General features: G+C 39.9%; 22 protein-coding genes and 1 pseudogene. 9 read left to right on the top strand and 14 right to left on the bottom strand.

Annotated features, from left to right (window positions below):
• Together HP456_RS08340 and HP456_RS08335 are read right to left on the bottom strand one after the other, a co-directional pair.
• Window positions 1–468: pseudogene (locus HP456_RS08340) on the bottom strand (helix-turn-helix transcriptional regulator); the annotation flags it as partial.
• A gap of 157 nt (window positions 469–625) precedes the next feature.
• Window positions 626–949, bottom strand: a complete 324-nt coding sequence (locus HP456_RS08335; protein ID WP_172249945.1) for a DUF4870 domain-containing protein — start codon at window positions 947–949, stop codon at window positions 626–628.
• 187 nt (window positions 950–1,136) lie between these two features.
• On the opposite strand from HP456_RS08335, the gene HP456_RS08330 reads away from it, so the two are divergent.
• From HP456_RS08330 to HP456_RS08315, 4 genes are all read left to right on the top strand, one after another.
• Window positions 1,137–1,916: an undecaprenyl-diphosphate phosphatase gene (locus HP456_RS08330; RefSeq protein ID WP_172249943.1), complete on the top strand. Its 780-nt coding sequence runs from the start codon at window positions 1,137–1,139 to the stop codon at window positions 1,914–1,916.
• A 9-nt stretch (window positions 1,917–1,925) separates the two neighbouring features.
• Window positions 1,926–2,525 carry an undecaprenyl phosphate transporter UptA gene (gene uptA / locus HP456_RS08325; protein WP_172249941.1) on the top strand — a complete coding sequence of 200 codons (600 nt, stop codon included), beginning with the start codon at window positions 1,926–1,928 and terminating at the stop codon, window positions 2,523–2,525.
• Between the two features lie 54 nt (window positions 2,526–2,579).
• Window positions 2,580–3,710, top strand: coding sequence for an amidohydrolase (locus HP456_RS08320; protein WP_172249949.1), 1,131 nt, complete (start codon window positions 2,580–2,582; stop codon window positions 3,708–3,710).
• Between the two features lie 283 nt (window positions 3,711–3,993).
• A complete protein-coding gene (locus tag HP456_RS08315; RefSeq protein WP_172249939.1) occupies window positions 3,994–4,548 on the top strand; it encodes a GNAT family N-acetyltransferase in 555 nt (184 codons plus the stop codon).
• A gap of 160 nt (window positions 4,549–4,708) precedes the next feature.
• Here the strand turns inward: HP456_RS08315 and HP456_RS08310 are convergent, their stop codons facing one another.
• Complete coding sequence (locus HP456_RS08310) at window positions 4,709–4,858, bottom strand: DUF2639 domain-containing protein (RefSeq protein ID WP_172249937.1); 150 nt, start codon at window positions 4,856–4,858, stop codon at window positions 4,709–4,711.
• Window positions 4,859–4,918: 60 nt separating this feature from the next.
• Entirely contained in the window at window positions 4,919–5,989 is a 1,071-nt protein-coding gene (murG, locus tag HP456_RS08305) for an undecaprenyldiphospho-muramoylpentapeptide beta-N-acetylglucosaminyltransferase (RefSeq protein WP_172249935.1), read from the bottom strand.
• A 250-nt stretch (window positions 5,990–6,239) separates the two neighbouring features.
• Between murG and HP456_RS08300 the strand changes: the two genes are divergently transcribed.
• Window positions 6,240–7,610 carry an MATE family efflux transporter gene (locus HP456_RS08300; RefSeq protein WP_246288875.1) on the top strand — a complete coding sequence of 457 codons (1,371 nt, stop codon included), beginning with the start codon at window positions 6,240–6,242 and terminating at the stop codon, window positions 7,608–7,610.
• 42 nt (window positions 7,611–7,652) lie between these two features.
• On the opposite strand, the gene HP456_RS08295 is transcribed toward HP456_RS08300, so the two are convergent.
• The 4 genes from HP456_RS08295 to yoyC all read right to left on the bottom strand — a co-directional run bounded on the left by HP456_RS08295 (window position 7,653) and on the right by yoyC (window position 10,465).
• Window positions 7,653–8,429, bottom strand: coding sequence for an SDR family oxidoreductase (locus HP456_RS08295; protein WP_172249931.1), 777 nt, complete (start codon window positions 8,427–8,429; stop codon window positions 7,653–7,655).
• Window positions 8,430–8,599: 170 nt separating this feature from the next.
• A complete protein-coding gene (locus HP456_RS08290) occupies window positions 8,600–9,403 on the bottom strand; it encodes a CAP domain-containing protein (protein ID WP_172249929.1) in 804 nt (267 codons plus the stop codon).
• Window positions 9,404–9,710: 307 nt separating this feature from the next.
• Complete coding sequence (locus tag HP456_RS08285) at window positions 9,711–10,070, bottom strand: rhodanese-like domain-containing protein (protein WP_172249927.1); 360 nt, start codon at window positions 10,068–10,070, stop codon at window positions 9,711–9,713.
• Window positions 10,071–10,183: 113 nt separating this feature from the next.
• On the bottom strand, window positions 10,184–10,465 hold the full coding sequence (gene yoyC, locus HP456_RS08280; RefSeq protein WP_172249925.1) for a protein YoyC: 282 nt from the start codon (window positions 10,463–10,465) through the stop codon (window positions 10,184–10,186).
• 66 nt (window positions 10,466–10,531) lie between these two features.
• On the opposite strand from yoyC, the gene HP456_RS08275 reads away from it, so the two are divergent.
• On the top strand, window positions 10,532–10,777 hold the full coding sequence (locus HP456_RS08275; RefSeq protein WP_172249923.1) for a DNA alkylation repair protein: 246 nt from the start codon (window positions 10,532–10,534) through the stop codon (window positions 10,775–10,777).
• Between the two features lie 58 nt (window positions 10,778–10,835).
• On the opposite strand, the gene HP456_RS08270 is transcribed toward HP456_RS08275, so the two are convergent.
• A complete protein-coding gene (locus HP456_RS08270; protein WP_172249921.1) occupies window positions 10,836–11,753 on the bottom strand; it encodes a CobW family GTP-binding protein in 918 nt (305 codons plus the stop codon).
• Between the two features lie 159 nt (window positions 11,754–11,912).
• Between HP456_RS08270 and HP456_RS08265 the strand changes: the two genes are divergently transcribed.
• On the top strand, window positions 11,913–12,638 hold the full coding sequence (locus tag HP456_RS08265; RefSeq protein ID WP_172249919.1) for an AlbA family DNA-binding domain-containing protein: 726 nt from the start codon (window positions 11,913–11,915) through the stop codon (window positions 12,636–12,638).
• Between the two features lie 14 nt (window positions 12,639–12,652).
• On the opposite strand, the gene HP456_RS08260 is transcribed toward HP456_RS08265, so the two are convergent.
• From HP456_RS08260 to deoD, 5 genes are all read right to left on the bottom strand, one after another.
• Window positions 12,653–13,591 (bottom strand): LCP family protein, encoded by a 939-nt coding sequence (locus HP456_RS08260; RefSeq protein WP_172249917.1) that lies wholly within the window; start codon window positions 13,589–13,591, stop codon window positions 12,653–12,655.
• A gap of 123 nt (window positions 13,592–13,714) precedes the next feature.
• Window positions 13,715–15,178, bottom strand: coding sequence for a lmo1851 family serine protease (locus tag HP456_RS08255; protein ID WP_446680269.1), 1,464 nt, complete (start codon window positions 15,176–15,178; stop codon window positions 13,715–13,717).
• A 105-nt stretch (window positions 15,179–15,283) separates the two neighbouring features.
• Window positions 15,284–15,877, bottom strand: a complete 594-nt coding sequence (locus HP456_RS08250) for a YitT family protein (RefSeq protein WP_172249913.1) — start codon at window positions 15,875–15,877, stop codon at window positions 15,284–15,286.
• Window positions 15,878–16,091: 214 nt separating this feature from the next.
• Window positions 16,092–16,949: a M15 family metallopeptidase gene (locus HP456_RS08245; protein WP_172249947.1), complete on the bottom strand. Its 858-nt coding sequence runs from the start codon at window positions 16,947–16,949 to the stop codon at window positions 16,092–16,094.
• 153 nt (window positions 16,950–17,102) lie between these two features.
• Window positions 17,103–17,807: a purine-nucleoside phosphorylase gene (gene deoD / locus HP456_RS08240; protein WP_172249911.1), complete on the bottom strand. Its 705-nt coding sequence runs from the start codon at window positions 17,805–17,807 to the stop codon at window positions 17,103–17,105.
• A gap of 134 nt (window positions 17,808–17,941) precedes the next feature.
• On the opposite strand from deoD, the gene HP456_RS25330 reads away from it, so the two are divergent.
• Both HP456_RS25330 and yoyE read left to right on the top strand, forming a co-directional pair.
• Window positions 17,942–18,064, top strand: coding sequence for a hypothetical protein (locus tag HP456_RS25330; protein ID WP_281357989.1), 123 nt, complete (start codon window positions 17,942–17,944; stop codon window positions 18,062–18,064).
• A 17-nt stretch (window positions 18,065–18,081) separates the two neighbouring features.
• The gene (gene yoyE, locus HP456_RS08235; protein ID WP_376766201.1) at window positions 18,082–18,225 is read left to right on the top strand and encodes a protein YoyE; all 144 of its coding nucleotides are present in this window, start codon (window positions 18,082–18,084) and stop codon (window positions 18,223–18,225) included.
• Window positions 18,226–18,483: the final 258 nt, after the last annotated feature.

The raw sequence follows: 18,483 nt of genomic DNA, 5'->3' as shown, positions 1-18,483 counted from the left end.
GGAAATGGCCTGATGAAGGTCATGAATCGCAAGCCTGATAAATGGACTTTCACTCTTAATAGATGAATCCACCTGAATCTCATTCTGAAGCTTTTTCCCTTGATGATAGCTCGTGAGCTTTCTGATTTTCCCGATCAATTGCCGCGTTTCTTGCCTGGTAATGAATTTCGCCGATACGACTGCGTCCACCAGCATGCGGAGTTCGTATAATTCAAAGAGTCGGTATTGGTGGCTGTAGAACTTTGGCAGCCCGTCCTTTTCCTGATTGATGGTAACGTCAAATGAATGATTGATCAAATGATTGATATCATCTTTCAAGGAATTTTTATTAAGTTTCATATCCGGTCCATAAATCTGTTTGAAACGCAGGATGATTTCATCCAAACTCAGTTCATGGTCTTCATCTGTTTCCTGGGAAAAGATGGTCATCAATCTCAGCAATCTTTCTTTGTTATCAATCCTCGTCATAATCTTCCCCTCTCCTCAAGCCTCACCATCTATCAATTTATGTATTTGAGAAGTTATTTTAATATAAATTATCAAGTTCAAGTATCAATTGTCAACATAATTCCAATAAATGAGCAAGAGCTCACAGCTTTAATCAGCTATGAGCCCTTCTTCATTCTTACTTAAAGAAATGGATAACGGTGGGAATGCGGTAATGCTCTCCCTCGTATGCTTTAATTGCGGCTAATATTGTAAAGATTATGGCCAGCAGCCCTACAATCGGAGCAATGACCAATCCGATCAGTACGATAATCAGAATCGAACTGATGACTCCATAAATTGCATAAGAAATCAGAAAATTAAAATACTCTTTTCCATGATAATCGACAAATTCAGATTCATCTTTTTTCAGAAGCCAGATGATGATCGGCCCAATAAAAACAGTAAAAAAGCTTGATACATAAATAAGTGCAGCCATCAATCTTTCATCTTTCGTCGGCATCTTCTTCCTCCTTACTGAAACCTTTGTATTACACCTCTCATTATATTTACGTTCTTCAGCTGCTAAAGTTTCATCTTATTGAAAATTAATACAAACAGTGAACTTCTTCATGAAATGCAGAAAGGATGAATATACGTTTAGTGAGGAGGTTTGTCCGAAGTATATTAAAAGAAAGGTTCGATGCAAAATGGATAAATTTGAAGCATTTGTTCTGGGAATCATTCAGGGGTTAACCGAGTTTCTACCAATATCAAGTACAGGACACTTATTTCTCGGCAGATTCGCCTTTGGATTGGAAGAAGCCGGGTTATTCCTTGATACCATGCTGCATATCGGCACACTTGTTGCCGTTCTTGTCTTTTATCAAAAAGAACTTCTCTATATGATCAAACACCCATTTAGTAAGCTTTCATGGATACTTGTGATCGGGACGATACCGGCTGTTTTCATCGGTTTGTTATTTGAGGATTTCTTTGATGCGATTTCAAAAAGTGGAACTACCATCGGCTGGGAGTTTCTGGCTACCGGATTGATCATGTTCATGGCAGACGGGGTGAAAAACGGTCATAAGAAATTGGAGGATATAAATTATACTGACGCTTTGATTATCGGGAGCTTCCAAGCTGCGGCGATTTTCCCTGCTCTCTCTAGATCGGGTCTTACAATTGCAGCAGGATTGTTTAGAAAACTCGATAGAGAAACTGCAGCTTATTTCTCATTTCTTCTTTCTACACCAGCCATTCTCGGGGGAATTGTTTTTCAAGGGAAAGAAATGTTCAGCGGCCATGTTGAAGCAATCTCTTTTACAAGCTTGGCTGTCGGGACGGTCACTTCGGCTGTATTCGGCTATCTTGCAATTGTTTCGATGGTCAATTTCTTAAAAAAGCACTCGTTAAAGCTATTTTCGTATTATGTATGGGCGTTGGGGATACTGATCCTCATCCTGCAATATTCAGGCGTAATGTAGGAGGTACAGATGAATCACGAATGGTTAGTCAATTTACTCACTTTATTATCGGATTGGGGTTATATCGGAATCGCACTCGCTTTGATGATCGAAGTCATTCCCAGCGAGCTAGTGTTAAGTTATGCGGGATTCATGGTCAGTACGGGCAAGCTTTCCTTTATCGGGGCTTTTCTGAGTGGTGTTATCGGGGGTACTGCGGCCCAGCTCTTTCTTTACTGGCTTGGATATTACGGGGGAAGACCTTTTTTTAAGAAATACGGTAAATACCTGTTTATTTCCGAAAAACATATTGAATCTGCTGAATCATGGTTTGACCGTTACGGAACAATCGTTATCTTCACTGCCCGCTTCATTCCTGTGGTCCGGCATGCCATCAGCATTCCTGCAGGAATCAGCAGGATGTCTTTGACAGCTTTCACACTTTATACGTTTGCTGCCATGCTCCCCTGGACCCTGCTGTTTATGATCATAGGAATGGAGCTTGGTATCCATTGGGAACATATTGAAGTAGTAGGCGTCAGATACCTCAAACCTTTAAGTATAATTGCCATAGCTGGAATTTGTTTATACCTGTTATTTTCATATTTTCGAAATAAAAAGAAATCTTAACTTCTATTTTGTCAAAAAAATGATTAGAATAGGAGTTAAATGAAAGGATTAATCATGAATTCGATACTATTATTAAATGCAGCCATATATCCAATCACTTCGTCACCCATTCCAAATGGTTCCATCTTTATTTCTGAGGGGAAAATCAAGCAAATATATCCACATAAAATAGAAGCGCCTGCCAACATAAGGGTGATTGATTGCAGGGGGAAGTATGTTTTTCCGGGATTCATCGATACCCATACACATTTGGGATTATATGATGAAGGGACAGGCTGGGCGGGGAATGACGCAAATGAAACGATTGAGCCAATGACCCCTCATATCCGTGCGTTCGACGGAGTTTACCCGCTCGACCCAGGTTTTCAGGATGCCCTTAAATATGGTGTTACTGCAGTGAATGTAATGCCAGGCAGTGCCAACGTCATAGGAGGGACAACCTCTGTCATCAAAACGCATGGAACTTCCATACACTCCATGATGATCAAGGAGACTTCAGGATTGAAGCTCGCCTTGGGGGAAAATCCAAAACGTATACACAGCAATGGAAATAATGATTCGATTACCAGAATGGGTATCATGGGAATGCTTCGGGAAGCATTCTTCTCAGCCAAATATTGTGATCAGCCTGAGGAATTGAGAGTGGCACCTCTGGTCTCTGCTTTGAAAAAGGATATACCGGTAAGGATACATGCTCATCGTGCCGATGATATCCTCTCCGCGATTCGATTTGCAGAAGAATTTGATTTAGATTTACGGATTGAGCACTGTACAGAAGGTCATCTTATTGCAGATGAATTAAACGGGCGAAATTTAAGAGTATCCGTCGGTCCGACTTTTACACGCCGATCGAAAGTAGAGCTGAAGAATAAAAGCTGGGTTACATATCAAAAACTGACAGAAGCAGGCGTTGAAGTGTCAATTACGACAGATCATCCTTACACCCCGATTCAGTACTTGAACATGTGTGCAGCAATCGCCGTCCGGGAAGGTCTTGACGAACAGAAGGCGTTGGAAGGAATTACAATTCTCCCTGCTGAAAACCTGGGGGTAAGTGATCGAATCGGTTCTTTGGAAGCTGGGAAAGATGCAGATTTGGTGGTGTGGAACCATCACCCGTTTCACTTTATGGCTAAGCCGGTTTTCACGTTTGTAAATGGTGTAATCGCATATCAGAATTTGTAGAAATTTGTTATATTTTTTTAGCGAAATTAAGCATTTTCCCTATTCCCTTTTTATATAATTTCATATATGATACAGAAGGATATTTATTTCCGATTACAATGTTCTTTAAGCTCGATCTATTTATAATAGAGCGATTGTAATGGAGGGAAGGCAAAAGGTGCGCCACCAGTTTCTTGACTGGTCTTAGTGGGTTCGATTCCCACCCCGAAATTTTTTAGTTAACTTTTAAAAATTTCGAGGGTGGGATCGTACGCATGCAGACTGCCCTCAAGGAGGGTCTACTATGATCAAGAAACGTGATTTACAGGACTGTCATGCTCTGTATGACCTGTTGGTGCACCCGGATGTCTTCCCTTTTGTGCGTCAAAAAGCATACTCGCATGATGAGTTCCTCTTCTTAACAAAGCAGACAATTGAAGCAGAAGAACGTGGAGAGTTGATCTCACGCACCATTATCGATGAATGGGGCAATGCCATTGGCACTATCAATTTATTCGATATCCAGGAAAACGCCGGTTTTCTAGGCACCTGGATCGGCAAGCCTTTCCACGGCAAAGGCTATAACAAGCCTGCGAAAGATGCATTTTTTCATGAACTTTTCTATGAGCTCGGTATGGAAACGATCTTTATGAGAATTCGCAAAATCAATACCCGTTCACAAAAGGCCGCACAAAAATTACCTTATGTTGTGAATGCCAATGAAACAAGAAAAGCTCTTTATGAACAATTAAATTCATCCGAAGAAGTATATGATCTTTACGAGATTCCTAAAGATTTGTACACACTTCATTTGTATCAGGCTGTGGAAGAACAGGAAGAACAGGCTATGGAAGCCTAACATGTATCAAAGTCAGAGAACCTATTAATCGACTGTCACTTACTTGCAGTCGATTTTTCAACTTGTCCCGGGCATGATGAATTCAGTACGCTGCTAAGAAGAATCAACCAATAAATAGCTGGCTTCTATGCACTTATAAACATAGAAGCCAGCTATTTCATTATTTCTTCTTTGCCAGTTTTTCAAAATAAAGGTTTCTCACAACAAATGTTTTATAGTTTTCGAGTTTCCGTTTATCGACAGGATGATAGTTGAAGCCCATCTTTTTAAGCTCTTTTATATACCATCCTTTAGAATATTGATAACTCATACCATCCTCTCCCCCTTCACCTATTTATACACTATATGCGTAAAGGAAGAGATTGAGTTATTATTTCGACATAGCGGCAAGTTCCTGATACATGTCCTTTATCGTGTATGCCTTTTGTCCACTTCTCATGTTTGAAAGGATCGCCTCCTGGCTTCCTTTCAATTCGTTGACTTTATTCAAAAAGCTTTCTTTTGTCAGTTCTTCTTCTTCAAGTTTCAGCGCATACCCGTGCCCTACAAAAGAGTCGGCATTTAAAATCTGATCCCCTCTGCTGGCTTCCCTTGAAAGCGGAATGAGAAGCATAGGCTTTTTCAATGCCAAAAATTCAAAAATGGAATTCGATCCTGCACGTGAAATGACATAATCGGTCATCGCTAAATAATGCGGAAGTTCACCTTTTAAAAATTCATATTGCCTATAGCCCTTTTGAGTATATTGTTCTTCAATATTCCCTTTACCGCAAATATGGATGATTTGAAATTGAGCTAACAGATCAGCGATATTCACCCTTACTGATTCATTGATCTTTCTCGCCCCTAAACTGCCTCCCATGATCATCAGGACAGGTTTTTCTTCATAAAACCCTGACAGTCTTTTTCCTTCTGCCGAATCACCTTTGAATAATTCTTCCCGAATGATGGCACCGGCACATAATGACTTTTCCTGCGGGAGACTCTTTACGGTTTCAGGGAAAGTCGTGAATATTTTCGTTGCGAAAGGTACTGCCAGTTTATTGGCTAATCCCGGTGTGACATCTGATTCATGGATCGCAACTGGCACCTTTGCCATTTTAGCTGCCATTACTACAGGCACAGATACAAATCCGCCTTTCGAAAAGATGATATCCGGTTTGGTTTTGCGGATCACCATTAATGCCTCCATGAGCCCTTTCATCACTTTGAAGGGATCTGTGAAGTTTTTCCAGGAGAAATAACGGCGCAGCTTACCACTCGAGATACTTTCATAAGGAATATGTGGAAACTGATCCGTGATGATTTCTTTCTCTATCCCGTCTTCAGAACCTATATAGGTCACTCTCCATCCTTCCTGTTCAAAATGGGGAATCAATGCTGTGTTCACTGTGACGTGTCCAGCAGAACCACCGCCTGTAAATAAAATATGTTTGTTCATATATGTACTCCTATCTAGTCATTATCACTTATCTTTTTTAACTATCCATATACACTTTATCAAAAATGCGCTTCGGATAGAACAATGAATTAATCTTTCCTCTTATTCCCTTCGGAAGCGGCAATGACACTCTAAAGATTTTTCAGTACTTACTTTCCAATTATTATGGTACAGTATGGTAGTGCATTTGGTAATTGCAGCATGCATTCACCAACATTTACAGCAAATGAGCATAAGGAGTCAGACATATATGAAACAGACATACAGCATAAAAGGAAAGCTGTCACAGTTTTCGATGATTCTAGTCCCTATTCTGATCACTCAACTCGGCATGTTCTCTATGAATTTCTTTGATACGATCATGTCCGGACAATTCTCCCCTAATGATCTGGCAGGAGTAGCTATCGGGTCTTCGCTCTGGGTGCCAGTCTTTACCGGACTTAGCGGAATACTGCTTGCCGTTACACCGATCGTCGCACAATTGATTGGAGGTGGAAGAAAGAGAGATGTGCCACATACCGTTTTTCAAGGGGTCTATGCAGCCGTCTTTCTGTCACTTCTTGTCATGTTAATCGGCATGATTGTTCTAGATCCCATTCTGAACGGCATGAACCTTAACGAAAACGTGCATCGTGTTGCCAAAGATTACTTGACCGCGTTATCAATCGGGATGATCCCCTTGTTTATCTACAACGTATTGCGATCCTTCTTCGATGCACTTGGTTTGACAAGAGTGACCATGTTCATCACCCTGCTATCGCTCCCGATAAACGTTATATTGAATTATATTTTCATATTCGGAAAGCTCGGTGTTCCTGCCTTTGGCGGCGTAGGAGCAGGCTACGCTTCTGCGATTACTTATTGGATCATCACGATCATTGCTTTCTGGGTCATCCAAACGAAACGTCCATTTCAGGATTTCCATATATTCAACACGATGCAAAAACCTAATTTCAGTAAGTGGAAAGAAATTTTCAAAATCGGTGTACCCATCGGATTATCCATATTTTTTGAAGTCAGCATCTTTTCTGCTGTTACATTATTGATGAGTGAATATAAAACAGCAGTCATCGCAGCACACCAGGCAGCGCTCAATTTTGCATCATTTTTATATATGATTCCGTTGAGTATCTCAATGGCGCTGACGATAGTAGTCGGCTTCGAAGTCGGTGCCAAAAGGCTTAAAGATGCGAAAGCTTACAGCTGGATGGGCGTAAGTATCGCTCTTATACTGGCCATTATTTATGGTGTGATTCTATATGTATTCCGAAATGAAATATCGCATCTATACAGTGGTGATGCATATGTTCTCGAGCTTATCGGTCATTTTCTATTGTATGCGGTCTTCTTTCAGCTTTCTGATGCGATACAGGCTCCGGTCCAGGGGGCTCTGCGAGGTTATAAAGATGTGAATATCACCTTTATCATGGCACTGATTTCCTATTGGGTGATCGGTCTTCCACTCGGCTATCTATTGGCAAACTTCACGGGCTTAGGACCCTATGGTTACTGGCTTGGCCTTACTTCCGGATTGACAGCAGGGGCTTTGACTCTTTCAGGAAGACTGCTTTTTATTCAGAAGAGATTCAGAAAAGATTATATGAAAGAAATGAAAGCATAGCAAAGAAGATTCGCTCGATCTCTAAGAGCGAATCTTCTTTTTTTATTTGTGAAAAACTTTACCGAGGACATCTTTTCCTCCAGTAACCGGAATCACCGCTCCTGTTATAAAATCCGATTCCTCCCTGCAGAGAAATTCCACTACTCTTGCTATGTCTTGTCCGGTACCAGGTCGTCCGACCGGCGTGGTGGAATCTTTTTTCTTCTGGGCATGGACAATTTCGTCTTCTTTCCATTGTCCCACGATATCACCGGGACAAACCATGTTTGCCGTGATTCCATTTTTGGCTTCTTCAATTGAAATTGTTTTCGTAAATGAAGCAAGCCCCGCTTTCGCAGCTGCAAAAGCGGAACGATAGATCCAACCAGGGGAAGTTTCTACCCGGTCATACCCAAATGTGATGACTCTTCCCCATTTTTTTTCTCTCATTCTCGGAATCATCCCGCGAGTCAGGTAAAAGACACTGTTGAGATTACCGTTTACTATGTAATTCCATTCTTCAGGGGAATATTCATCAAATGTCTTTCTTTCTTTAACATAAGGACCAGCATTATGGATCAGAATATCAATGCCATCACATTTTGCATTTATTGCCGCTGCCACTTTTTCACAGGCATCAGGATTTGAAACATCTCCTTTTACGGCAAAAACTTCATTACAGTAAACATCTCGTAAATGCTGGACGAAATTATTCGCATAATCTCCATCGCTTCTATAATTAATGAACACATTGTATCCTTTTTTGGAAAATTCAATAGCTGCTTGGCTCCCGATTCCTTTAGAGCCACCGGTTATCAGAACTGATTTGTCTTTGCTCACCAAAATCCACTCCAAAAAATCTTTATATTACCATACTAAGAATCATTTAGATGAAATGCAACTATTAGCTGTATATCAAAGAGTTATGCGAATCCATTAATACCCGCATGTATTGATACAAATAGAAAAAAAGCAGCCTCTGCTAAGAGGCTGCTCCCATTCATATCCTATTATTTAGAAATGAATTGCTGTGTCCAGTAGTGTCCATTTTCAATATGACCTACACCGATATGAGTATAATTAGAGTTCATGATGTTTTTACGATGACCTTCACTATTCATCCATGCTTGTACTACTTCTTCTGGAGTAGGCTGACCCATCGCAATGTTTTCACCAGCTGAAGAATATTCGATACCGAATTGCTTCATCATGTCAAAAGGTGAACCGTATGTCGGGCTGTCATGAGAGAAGTAGTTATTCGCTTGCATGTCGCGAGATTTTTCTTTTGCAACTTTACTTAACTCAGCATCCACTTCAAGTGCCGGAAGTCCTTGCTTTGCACGCTCTTGGTTTGTAAGTTCAACCACTTTCTGCTCATATTGGCTTAACTCGCCAGTTTCAGCAGCAGGCTTTGCTTGCTGTTGTTGTTTCTGAGCTTGAGGTTGAGCTTGTTGTTCCTGGGCCTTTGGCTGAGCTTGTTGTTGTTCCTGAGCCTTAGGCTGCGCTGGAGCAGGTGCTTCTGCTTCAGGAGCTTTTTGTTCAGGTGCAGGAGCATCAGCTTTTGGTGCTTCCTTAGGTTGAGGTGCTTGTCCTTTCAAGCAATCTTGAAAATTGATATTCTGAGCATTTGCTCCATATTTTGATAGAATATCTTGAATATATTTATTTAATTCCTCTTGATTACCATTTAGTTGAAAAGTTTTCACTTGAGTTTTTACTTGTTCTGGACTTGCAGCGTCTGCACTGCCTGCCGCTAATGGTGATGCTAATAATGTTAATGCTGTTGCTGCTGATAACAATTTTTTCTTGTTCATAAAGATGAATTCCTCCTTAGTGAATGTGTTGTTTTCTTGCTGCACATTCATCATAACACCCTTTTGTTGTTACAATTACGGGAGGAATTGGTAATCGAGTTCAAATTGTTCATTTATGAAAAACAATTTATCATGTAAGCTAGCAATCTCAGATAAATAAAGGATTCAATTTTTTAACTTACATTTCCGCAATAAGAATTATTTTACTCAGTGAACTAAAATTTACCGCAAAAAGAATGTTGACACCATTCGTAATCAAGTCCTTTTGTAACGGATATTACAAATCCGTGTCAAAAATACGGGCATTTTATCCCATTGATAGGCTTTTTTTGCACGGGTTGTTCCTTTCCATCCTTATATATCCCACTACGTTGAATCCCAAACCTCTTAATTGTCTGACCCCGACATTGCATTCAACTGCAGAATTTCCAAGCACAACAATCTGTTCGGCCGGGATTTCATGTGCATGACGTTTCAAGTATCCGCAAGGAATGGCTAAAGTCTGGTCGCAGGATGATTTATATGATTCCTGATAATCCCTGACATCAATAATGACCTGAGCATCATTCAGAGTCTTCTCATTCAATCGTTTAACGCGGACTGGTGCATAACGATAGTACAGTGTATAGGAAAGCAAACTAATAGTAAGGATCATTAGTAACAGCATACTGTATCATCCTTTTCATTAAACTATGTTGTATTATATACCTTGCAGGGTATGAAGAAAAGAAATAAGTCCCGAAATATGATAATTTGGTTTTAAATCATCGGATGAACTTTTCAGATCTCTTCATTCAGTAATTCAAGCATTTCTATATGTAACCGGAGCAGTTCGATTTTACTATCAGGAGATAAATCAGATTCAAGAATTCTTTTAGCTGAAGATACATATTTGGCATTCAATGGCTTTCTAACACGCGGATGACTGTTTTCGTCGAGCAGTTCCCTCATAATGGCTTCTTTCAGAATGACCTCTGGTGCTTTGTTCCCAGCAGGAAGGAGCCGATTCTTCCAAATGGACCGATAATTTTCAAGCAATATATGATATGTATTGATACCCATAGTAAAACTCCTCACATAAATTTTATTCAGCTGAGCATAATAGAAAAAAAAAGAAAGGTGATTCTTATGACTACACCGTATCGTTGTCCGAATTGCAGGACGAACCGAACAAGGTTTAACATCATTCAACAAGTATCGCAGAGTGTGAAATTGGACCCCCAGTCAGGTCAGGTTGTTCAACAGTATGAGGAAGACAGCCTCGATCCTTTCCATCTGGCTTATAATGGTCCTGAACTTAAAGTTCAGTGTGCTGCTTGTGGATTGGTAGAAGATGAAATGACCTTCAAAAAATTCGGCGAAAGTACACATTAACAGTAAAAGGGTTAACCAACTCGGTTAGCCCTTTTTGTATATTGATCACTATCAGAGTTCAGGTGTGATCGATTTCTTCAAGTCCTCGTATAATTTCTGATTTATGTAATCCTTCACCAATAACGACAAAATTAGTCGTATACTTCATATCAGCCTGCATGAATAAAGGCATCCCGTATGAATATTGAAACATCGCAGGATATTTTTTGCCTCTGAACGGTATGTACCCTTTCATTCGGTAAATAGTCTCTGGTTGTTGTTTAACCCATTGTTCAAACTCTTCACCATCAACAGTACCCTTAAACGTGTAAACCACTGCCTGTAAGGCAAGCTGATCGTCAATTGCAGCCCTGTCGTAAGCATCGAAATCATGAAACGTTTCCGATGAAAATATATCTTTCATCGATACCTTCGCATAATTCGTCATGAATATTTTTGCATTTGAGTTCAAATGTTGCAAGTCATAAACGAGACTCCCTTGTTCCATTTCGGTAAGCAGATCCATTTTATTCGCGATTATATATTGGGCATGCCTGATCTGTTCCCTCATCAAATGCAATACAGCAGGACTGAACTGAGAACGGTCTTTCCATTGCTTACCATCGACTACTGTAATGATGCCTTTGAATTCAAATCTTTCTGCAAACAACGGGGAAAGAATCGAATCCACTACCTCTACTGGATGAGCAGCGCCTGTTGTCTCGATGATGAGCACATCGAATTGTTCGTTGACTAATAGCTCCTGTAATTGAGACTCCAATTTTTCAGAAATGGTACAGCATATACACCCGTCCAGGAGTTCCCGCAAAGCGGTATCACCTTCCACTGCATCACTATCGATCGAAACATTGCCCAACTCGTTCATTAAAACAGCCGGTTTCTTCTCTTCAACTTTTAATGACTGCAGCACTTCTTTTAATAAAGTGGTCTTTCCGCTCCCAAGAAACCCGGATAATATAAAGACTTCTTTCTTCATTAGTTGTCACTCCCCTCTTTATTTCGATCTCATCTCTTCATTTTATATAAAAGCTAAATTAAATACAATGAAAGGCCAATCGTTTTTTTGTTTGTTCTAAGGGCAGACCGGACAGTTATATAATAGAAGAAGACTGTTTGGTGAAGGCGGGGATTTCCATTGTTCTATGAAAAAATTGTGCCTTTAAGACTCCGGGATTTCCTTAAAAATCCTTCGCATGAATCATTAAAAGAGTTATTGCTGCATAATACAGGGGAAACCGATTATGTGGATTTCAAATCTGATTGGATCGAAGTCTCCAAGCTTGCTAAACATGTATTGGCCATATCCAATTCAGGAGGTGGCTGCATCATCATCGGTGTGATGCAATATGATGATGGGTCAATAGAGTTGAAAGGATTAACTGATGATGAATTCTTAGATAAAGCCGATGTCGATAACAAACTTCAGCATCTCCTTCCAAAATATTTACGTTACAGAACCGAGGATTTCATTTTTACCGGTAACATCCACCCCCTTTTAAACATGAAACGCTTCCAAGTACTTATTATTGATTACGATCCGAGATATGTCCCCTATACCTCCGTTGTCACAAGAGGAGAACTCCGCTATGGTGCCATCTATGTGCGCCAAGGAACAAAAACCATTGAAGCCACAAATGAACGACTTGTAGAGGTTATCCTGAGAAAAGTTCAATCCGGCGGTTCAGACAGTGACGAACGATCTCTCCAGGAACACTTGGAACATCTGAAAATTCTTCAATATGAATATGACCACACTGATGACGATAAATATAAACAATATCTATATCAATTGATCGTAAGAAAGATGCAACGGATCGAAAGCTACCTTGACCTCGACGCATCAGAATTTCATTCCTGCTGATATTTAATTCATTTTTATAATTGAATGAACTCTTTAAGTGCTTCAAGGTTAGTTTGTCCTTCCATTTCCAATACCTGCCCGTCACCTGGCTTTAAGACATTCCGATAACTTCCCTCAACTGGTATTCGAAGAGTCTCGATATTATCAACTGGGTGAAACATGAATGATATGCCATGTTTCATCACTTGATCAATCGATAAGGATGTTTCAATATTCTTAAAGCTTTCACGAACAAGACCTATGGCAGTTGAAATACCATTACCCGATTTTATTTTATCCATAATATTTTTTTCAGCCAATGCAATGATTTCCTGCTGTCTGTCCACCCTGCCGAAATCACTTTGAATGTCACCTCTAAAACGGACATACTGCAGGATTTCCTCTCCTTTGAGCAGTTGTTTGCCTGGCTCTTTTGTCCATTTCCAGTGGTTTATCATCCCTTCAGAAACAGTAACCTGCACTCCTTCCGGAAAAATGATCCCCATCATATTAATGAAGTCCTGAAAATCAAGGCTTACGGTATGATTGATCTCAAGATCAAAATTCTGCCGCAAGGTCTGTTTCAATAATTCATTGCCTCCCCAGGAATAGGCATGATTTATTTTGCTTTTCCCATATCCCGGAACCTCCACATAAGTATCTCTCATAATGGAAATGAGTTTGACCGTAGTCTGTTCTGGAACATATTGAGCGACCATCAGCACATCTGCCCGTTCTGCTTCATTTTTACGCTGATCTGATCCCACGACAAGGATATTGACCGGTTCTTCTTTCTCAATACTGTTTATTGGGAATATCGATTTCGATTCTGTTTTATCTCCTTTGGTACTTTTCAACCCTGCAGCATCATTTACCTTTGTCATTTCAGGTTGAAGACTTGTATCATTCATTACTAAATAGACTATAAATGTCAAGACAAGTATTAGTGGAATGGCTGTCCATTTTCTCATCATAAATCACCTCAAACTTTACTATCATTTTTGGTCATATGCATTTCTTCTATACAAGTAAGCAGGAGGGAATTATTGAACAACACAAAAAGATCTCAGGAAAATTCCTGAGATCTTTTAAATTCATTATTTTTTTAGAATCTCAGCCGCTTTTTTGAATTGAGGATCATTTTCTTGCAGTTTCTGACGGAGATTCTCCATGAGTTTCAGGGTCGTCTCCCCTTTGAGAACTCCGGTAACTTCAAGTTTATTGTTTTCTTGGAATTGCTGCACGGCACTCTTCGTATCTTCATCAAAGAAGCCGTCAACATTCCCTGGATTTATTTCCAAAGCTTTTAACATCTGTTCTGCTGTTTTCACTGCATCGGACATATCACTTTCTTTTAACTCTTTATCTGGATTGATGAATGGTAGCTGTGCGTATTCAGGCATTTTCACTTCATAATCAGGATTGATGCCTTTGTCATGAATCCAATTCCCTTCAGGCGTCAGCCATTTGGCAGTTGTAAATTTCATATTTGAACCATCTTCAAAAGTCTCTGCGGTTTGGACCGTTCCTTTTCCGAAGGTTTTCGTCCCTACCAATGGAATTTCATTCGATTCACTGACTGCAGCAGCTAAAATTTCAGAAGCACTCGCACTGCCTTCATCCACGAGGATGGCTGTTGGTACATTTACTTTCTGACCGCCTTCAGACACATATTTTTCAACCTTGCCGTCATGGTTTTCAACTTGGAATAGTACTTCTCCTTCCGGAACAAAAAGATTGGAAATTTTGACTGCCTGCTCAAGAAGTCCACCTGGATTTTGTCTCAAATCCAGAACAAGCTTCTTCATTCCTTTATCCTTCATCTCGTTTAAAGCATTGACCAATTCTTTATAAGTGTTGTCAGAGAAGCTGGTGATCTGAATTTCAGCTACTCCATTTTCCTTCATTTCAGCATATACTGTTTCGATCGGAATCTCATCTCTTGTGATCGTAACTTCCATATTCCCTTCTTGCCCAGGGCGCTGGATCGTCAAATTCACCTTGGTTCCTTTTTCACCGCGGATTAAAAGGACAGCGTCGGTTACAGACATTCCTTGGATACTTTCGCCATCGACCTTTATGATTTTATCATGAGGCTGTAAACCTGCTTTTTCTGCAGGTGATCCTTTAATCGGGGATACGATTGAAATATACCCATCTTTCTCTTGAATTTCAGCTCCGATTCCCTCAAAAGATGAAGAAATGCTTTCTTCAAACTTTTTGGCTTCTTCCTGATTCATGTAATCGGAGTAAGGATCTCCAACGCTCTCAATCATACCGTTAATTGCTCCATTAACCAGTTTTTCCTGTTCAAGATCCTTATAATAATTTTCATTCAATTTATCATAAGCTTCATAAAGCTTGTTGAACTCAGAACGTTCTGTTACGCCTACATTCACTGCCTTTTCATCTCCGAACGCCAACGCAAATGTCGTTATTCCTGCGGTAGCAAAAACGAGAAAAAAGAGGAGCATCACAAATTTGAATTTTTTTATTTTCAGATAGCTTGATTGGTTTTCTTCTTGATGTACTGATTGTTCTTTTGTTTTATCTTGTTCCAAGGCTTCCACCACTTTCATTGCTATGTATCTTGAGAATTTCCGTTTAGAATAACATGAATATTTACTATGGACAATCCTATAACTTCTTCATTTTATCAGCTTTTTTCATTTAGCGAAAGGAATATCTCCACCTCTATCTTTATCATGTGTCAAAAGCGTGGTAAAAAAACCTACCGTACTTATGGCAAACAAAGAATACAAAAACGACTCTGATCCAATGATGGACCACCCAATTAATACAACCATACTGTCAATTGCAAATATCAACTTGCCTACATTGAATCCAAGGCTTTTCCCAATCAGCTGCGCCAATAAGTCCGTGCCGCCAGTCGCTGAATCAGCTCTCAGCATGAGGCCGATTCCCACTCCCACAAATGCGCCGCCAGTGAAAGCGCTGAGTAACGGAGAAATGTTATATAAATCATGCCATTCATCAAAAAAATCAATCATAAAAGAAGACAGCCATAAACCGTGTATACTGTTATAAAAAAGCGATCTGTCCTTAAAATAAGCGATCAAATACAGTGGTATGCTCAAAAGGATGATAGTAAGTCCTGATTTAAATCCGAACCAGTAGTGAAAGATAAGCCCGATTCCAATCATGCCCCCATCCAGAAACTGGTGAGGGACAAAGAACAGATTAATTCCTATGCCGATCAGAATGCTTCCTGCCACCAAAATGAGAAATCCCCTGACCATTGACCATCCCCCTATCCTTAAAAAGACAACCTCTCCTTTATTGTTCTATGTTGAAAAAGCCAAAAAAAGTATTCTATTTTTTCGTGCTATCTTTTTACTCCTGACTTAATTTCACTTTGCTGAATGGAAGGGACAGGTGTTAATATGCATGGCTCAGCACGCTTGTTTTCAAATAAAAAAGCAGGAAGCTTTATAAAGCTTCCTGCCTTCTTAATTAGATCTTTTTCACGTTATTAAAATATTCTTCAAGAGTCCAGTCATTCTCGTGGATTACTTTCGCGGCCTCAAGTCCAACATATCTGAAATGCCATGGCTCATATTGGTATTTAGTAATATCGACTTTATCCTCTGGGTATCGTAGGATAAACCCAAATTTATAAGCATTTTCGGCAAGCCATTTCCCTTCCTTGGTTTCACCGAATTTGATATTCACCTGAAAATCATTGCTTTTACTTGAAATGTCCATTGCCAGCCCTGATTGATGCTCGCTTTGACCGGGCGGCGCAACTGCCATAACCGCTTTTTCTTTTCCAAACTGCTCGATTTCACGATTTAACAGCATTTCTTGGTAATCGTAAGAACGATAACCGGAAATGGCTGTAAGGAAGATTTGCTCAGACTTCGCTGCTGCAAACATCTTCTCCAATTCTCTCGCTGCTTCTTCACGGATATAGGCTTTCTCGATTTCCTGATTTCCGAAAACAAAAGGAACCTCAGGACGTACCAAATCGGCCGGTTTATACTCTCCGAGCGCGAATTCCTTATTTACCAGTGCAAGGATATTGGCAGGGTTCTGAATAACCTGCTTTCCATCCACTACCTTCACATCATTAAAAAAATGTGATTCCAATTGGAGTTCAGGCGGGACGGTTTCTTGTTCGGGCTGCTGTTGATTAGTGTCATCCTGAGGAGTCTCTTGAGGAGCCCCTGCACTCTGACCGTTATCATCAACGTTTTCTTTCTTCTCTTCTGTGTCTTTAGTGCCTAATAAATCCTTTGACCATTCTTGTGCTTGCTGACACCCCGATAATAAAATAAGGGAACCGGCAATAACCAGGATGACCTTTTTCATACTTTCACCTAGTTTCTCTTTATTGTACATCCTACATCTTAACACGAATCCTGCATCCTGTAATCAGGATAATCCTACTGGCTGCTGTATTGTTCCATAATAAAACTGCTTACTTTTTAGTAAGCAGTTCAAAGAAAACGTTATCTTTACTATTTAGGCCTTGACCGCAGCTTCCAGAGCCACTTCAATCATTTCATTGAATGTAGTTTGACGCTCTTCTGATGAAGTCTCTTCACCAGTCAGAATATGATCGCTTACAGTCAGAACGGAAAGAGCATTCCGCCCATATTTAGCTGCTAAAGTATAAAGTGCGGAAGTTTCCATTTCAATTGCAAGAATTCCATATTGAGCCCATTTTTCATGCTCCGCATTATCGTTGTAGAACATATCAGCTGTAAATACATTTCCAACCTTCAAGCTCAAACCCTTCTCGATTCCACTGTCGTAAGCCCGTTTCAATAAATCAAAGTTTGCTGTTGGAGCGTAATCAATTCCATTAAACGTCAAACGGTTCATCTGTGAATCTGTTGATGATGTCATGGCAAGAATGACATCGCGAACTTTCACATCCTTCTGAATAGCACCACATGTTCCGACACGGATCAGGTTCTGAACATTATAGCTCTGCATCAGCTCATTGATATAGATGGAGATGGAAGGCACACCCATACCGGTACCCTGCACACTGATCCGTTTACCTTTGTACGTGCCTGTATACCCGAACATATTCCGAACTTCGTTATAACATACCGGGTTTTCCAAAAAAGTTTCTGCTATATATTTTGCTCTTAACGGATCTCCAGGAAGTAATACTGTTTCTGCAATTTCATTTTCTTTCGCATTAATATGTATACTCATCTTACTATTCCTCCTAATAAATGACTGCCTGAGGTACTATTGTAATCCTTTTCTTTTACATATGCAACGATGCTGAAGCTTTATGGATAGGAAGAAACCAACTGGTAAAACTAACGATAGAAGGAGGTATGATCATGACAAATGAAAAAATGAGTAAAAAGCTTCAGCAGGCTGTTCAGCATGCAAATGAAACAAACCCTTCTACTCGAAATCGTACTAAGCCTAACTCTTCAAGGAAAGAAAGACAGAAATCTTAATCGGGGAGAGATGAATGATGGGTAAAAAACATAGAAACAGAATCAATTCACCAAAGAAAAACAATCATATATCTAAGGATGCGATCGAAGCAGAGCATAATGCTCATGCGAAAGAACATGATGTTCAAAAAAGAAAAAATGGTCCTGGTCACCATATTTGATCAACTTAAAAGAGGCTGGAACAAAACACTTTTGTCCCAGCCTCGTTCCTACGATTAGTCAAGTACTAACTCATAAGTTGAAGGATTATTCACTATTATTTGTGCATAGGAAATAAACCTCAGCTATTCATAATTTTAAACTGAGGATATTCATGGTATACTAAACTACATATTATTGGTCCATAGAGACCGCGTGCGAGTAATCGTACTTTGTATTGTTCCTGACCATGGAATATATACATTTTAGTAGCTTATTCA

Origin of the sequence: Bacillus haikouensis (genome assembly GCF_013179555.1) — a bacterium.
GTDB classification, from domain to species: Bacteria; Bacillota; Bacilli; order Bacillales; family Bacillaceae_B; genus Rossellomorea; species Rossellomorea haikouensis_A.
Note: the sequence above shows the minus strand (reverse complement) of the source record. Positions and strands in the feature narration are given on the sequence as shown.

Excerpts from the sequence above, each read along its gene's own strand:
- HP456_RS08300 (WP_246288875.1), top strand. The coding sequence starts at position 6,240 with ATGAAACAGACATACAGCATAAAAGGAAAGCTGTCACAGTTTTCGATG.
- HP456_RS08330 (WP_172249943.1), top strand. The coding sequence starts at position 1,137 with ATGGATAAATTTGAAGCATTTGTTCTGGGAATCATTCAGGGGTTAACC.
- HP456_RS08320 (WP_172249949.1), top strand. The coding sequence starts at position 2,580 with ATGAATTCGATACTATTATTAAATGCAGCCATATATCCAATCACTTCG.
- HP456_RS08245 (WP_172249947.1), bottom strand. The coding sequence starts at position 16,949 with ATGAAAAAGGTCATCCTGGTTATTGCCGGTTCCCTTATTTTATTATCG.
- deoD (WP_172249911.1), bottom strand. The coding sequence starts at position 17,807 with ATGAGTATACATATTAATGCGAAAGAAAATGAAATTGCAGAAACAGTA.
- HP456_RS08310 (WP_172249937.1), bottom strand. The coding sequence starts at position 4,858 with ATGAGTTATCAATATTCTAAAGGATGGTATATAAAAGAGCTTAAAAAG.
- HP456_RS08260 (WP_172249917.1), bottom strand. The coding sequence starts at position 13,591 with ATGATGAGAAAATGGACAGCCATTCCACTAATACTTGTCTTGACATTT.
- yoyC (WP_172249925.1), bottom strand. The coding sequence starts at position 10,465 with ATGGGTATCAATACATATCATATATTGCTTGAAAATTATCGGTCCATT.
- uptA (WP_172249941.1), top strand. The coding sequence starts at position 1,926 with ATGAATCACGAATGGTTAGTCAATTTACTCACTTTATTATCGGATTGG.
- HP456_RS08275 (WP_172249923.1), top strand. The coding sequence starts at position 10,532 with ATGACTACACCGTATCGTTGTCCGAATTGCAGGACGAACCGAACAAGG.
- HP456_RS25330 (WP_281357989.1), top strand. The coding sequence starts at position 17,942 with ATGACAAATGAAAAAATGAGTAAAAAGCTTCAGCAGGCTGTTCAGCAT.
- murG (WP_172249935.1), bottom strand. The coding sequence starts at position 5,989 with ATGAACAAACATATTTTATTTACAGGCGGTGGTTCTGCTGGACACGTC.
- HP456_RS08250 (WP_172249913.1), bottom strand. The coding sequence starts at position 15,877 with ATGGTCAGGGGATTTCTCATTTTGGTGGCAGGAAGCATTCTGATCGGC.
- HP456_RS08335 (WP_172249945.1), bottom strand. The coding sequence starts at position 949 with ATGCCGACGAAAGATGAAAGATTGATGGCTGCACTTATTTATGTATCA.
- HP456_RS08270 (WP_172249921.1), bottom strand. The coding sequence starts at position 11,753 with ATGAAGAAAGAAGTCTTTATATTATCCGGGTTTCTTGGGAGCGGAAAG.
- yoyE (WP_376766201.1), top strand. The coding sequence starts at position 18,082 with ATGGGTAAAAAACATAGAAACAGAATCAATTCACCAAAGAAAAACAAT.
- HP456_RS08290 (WP_172249929.1), bottom strand. The coding sequence starts at position 9,403 with ATGAACAAGAAAAAATTGTTATCAGCAGCAACAGCATTAACATTATTA.
- HP456_RS08315 (WP_172249939.1), top strand. The coding sequence starts at position 3,994 with ATGATCAAGAAACGTGATTTACAGGACTGTCATGCTCTGTATGACCTG.
- HP456_RS08285 (WP_172249927.1), bottom strand. The coding sequence starts at position 10,070 with ATGCTGTTACTAATGATCCTTACTATTAGTTTGCTTTCCTATACACTG.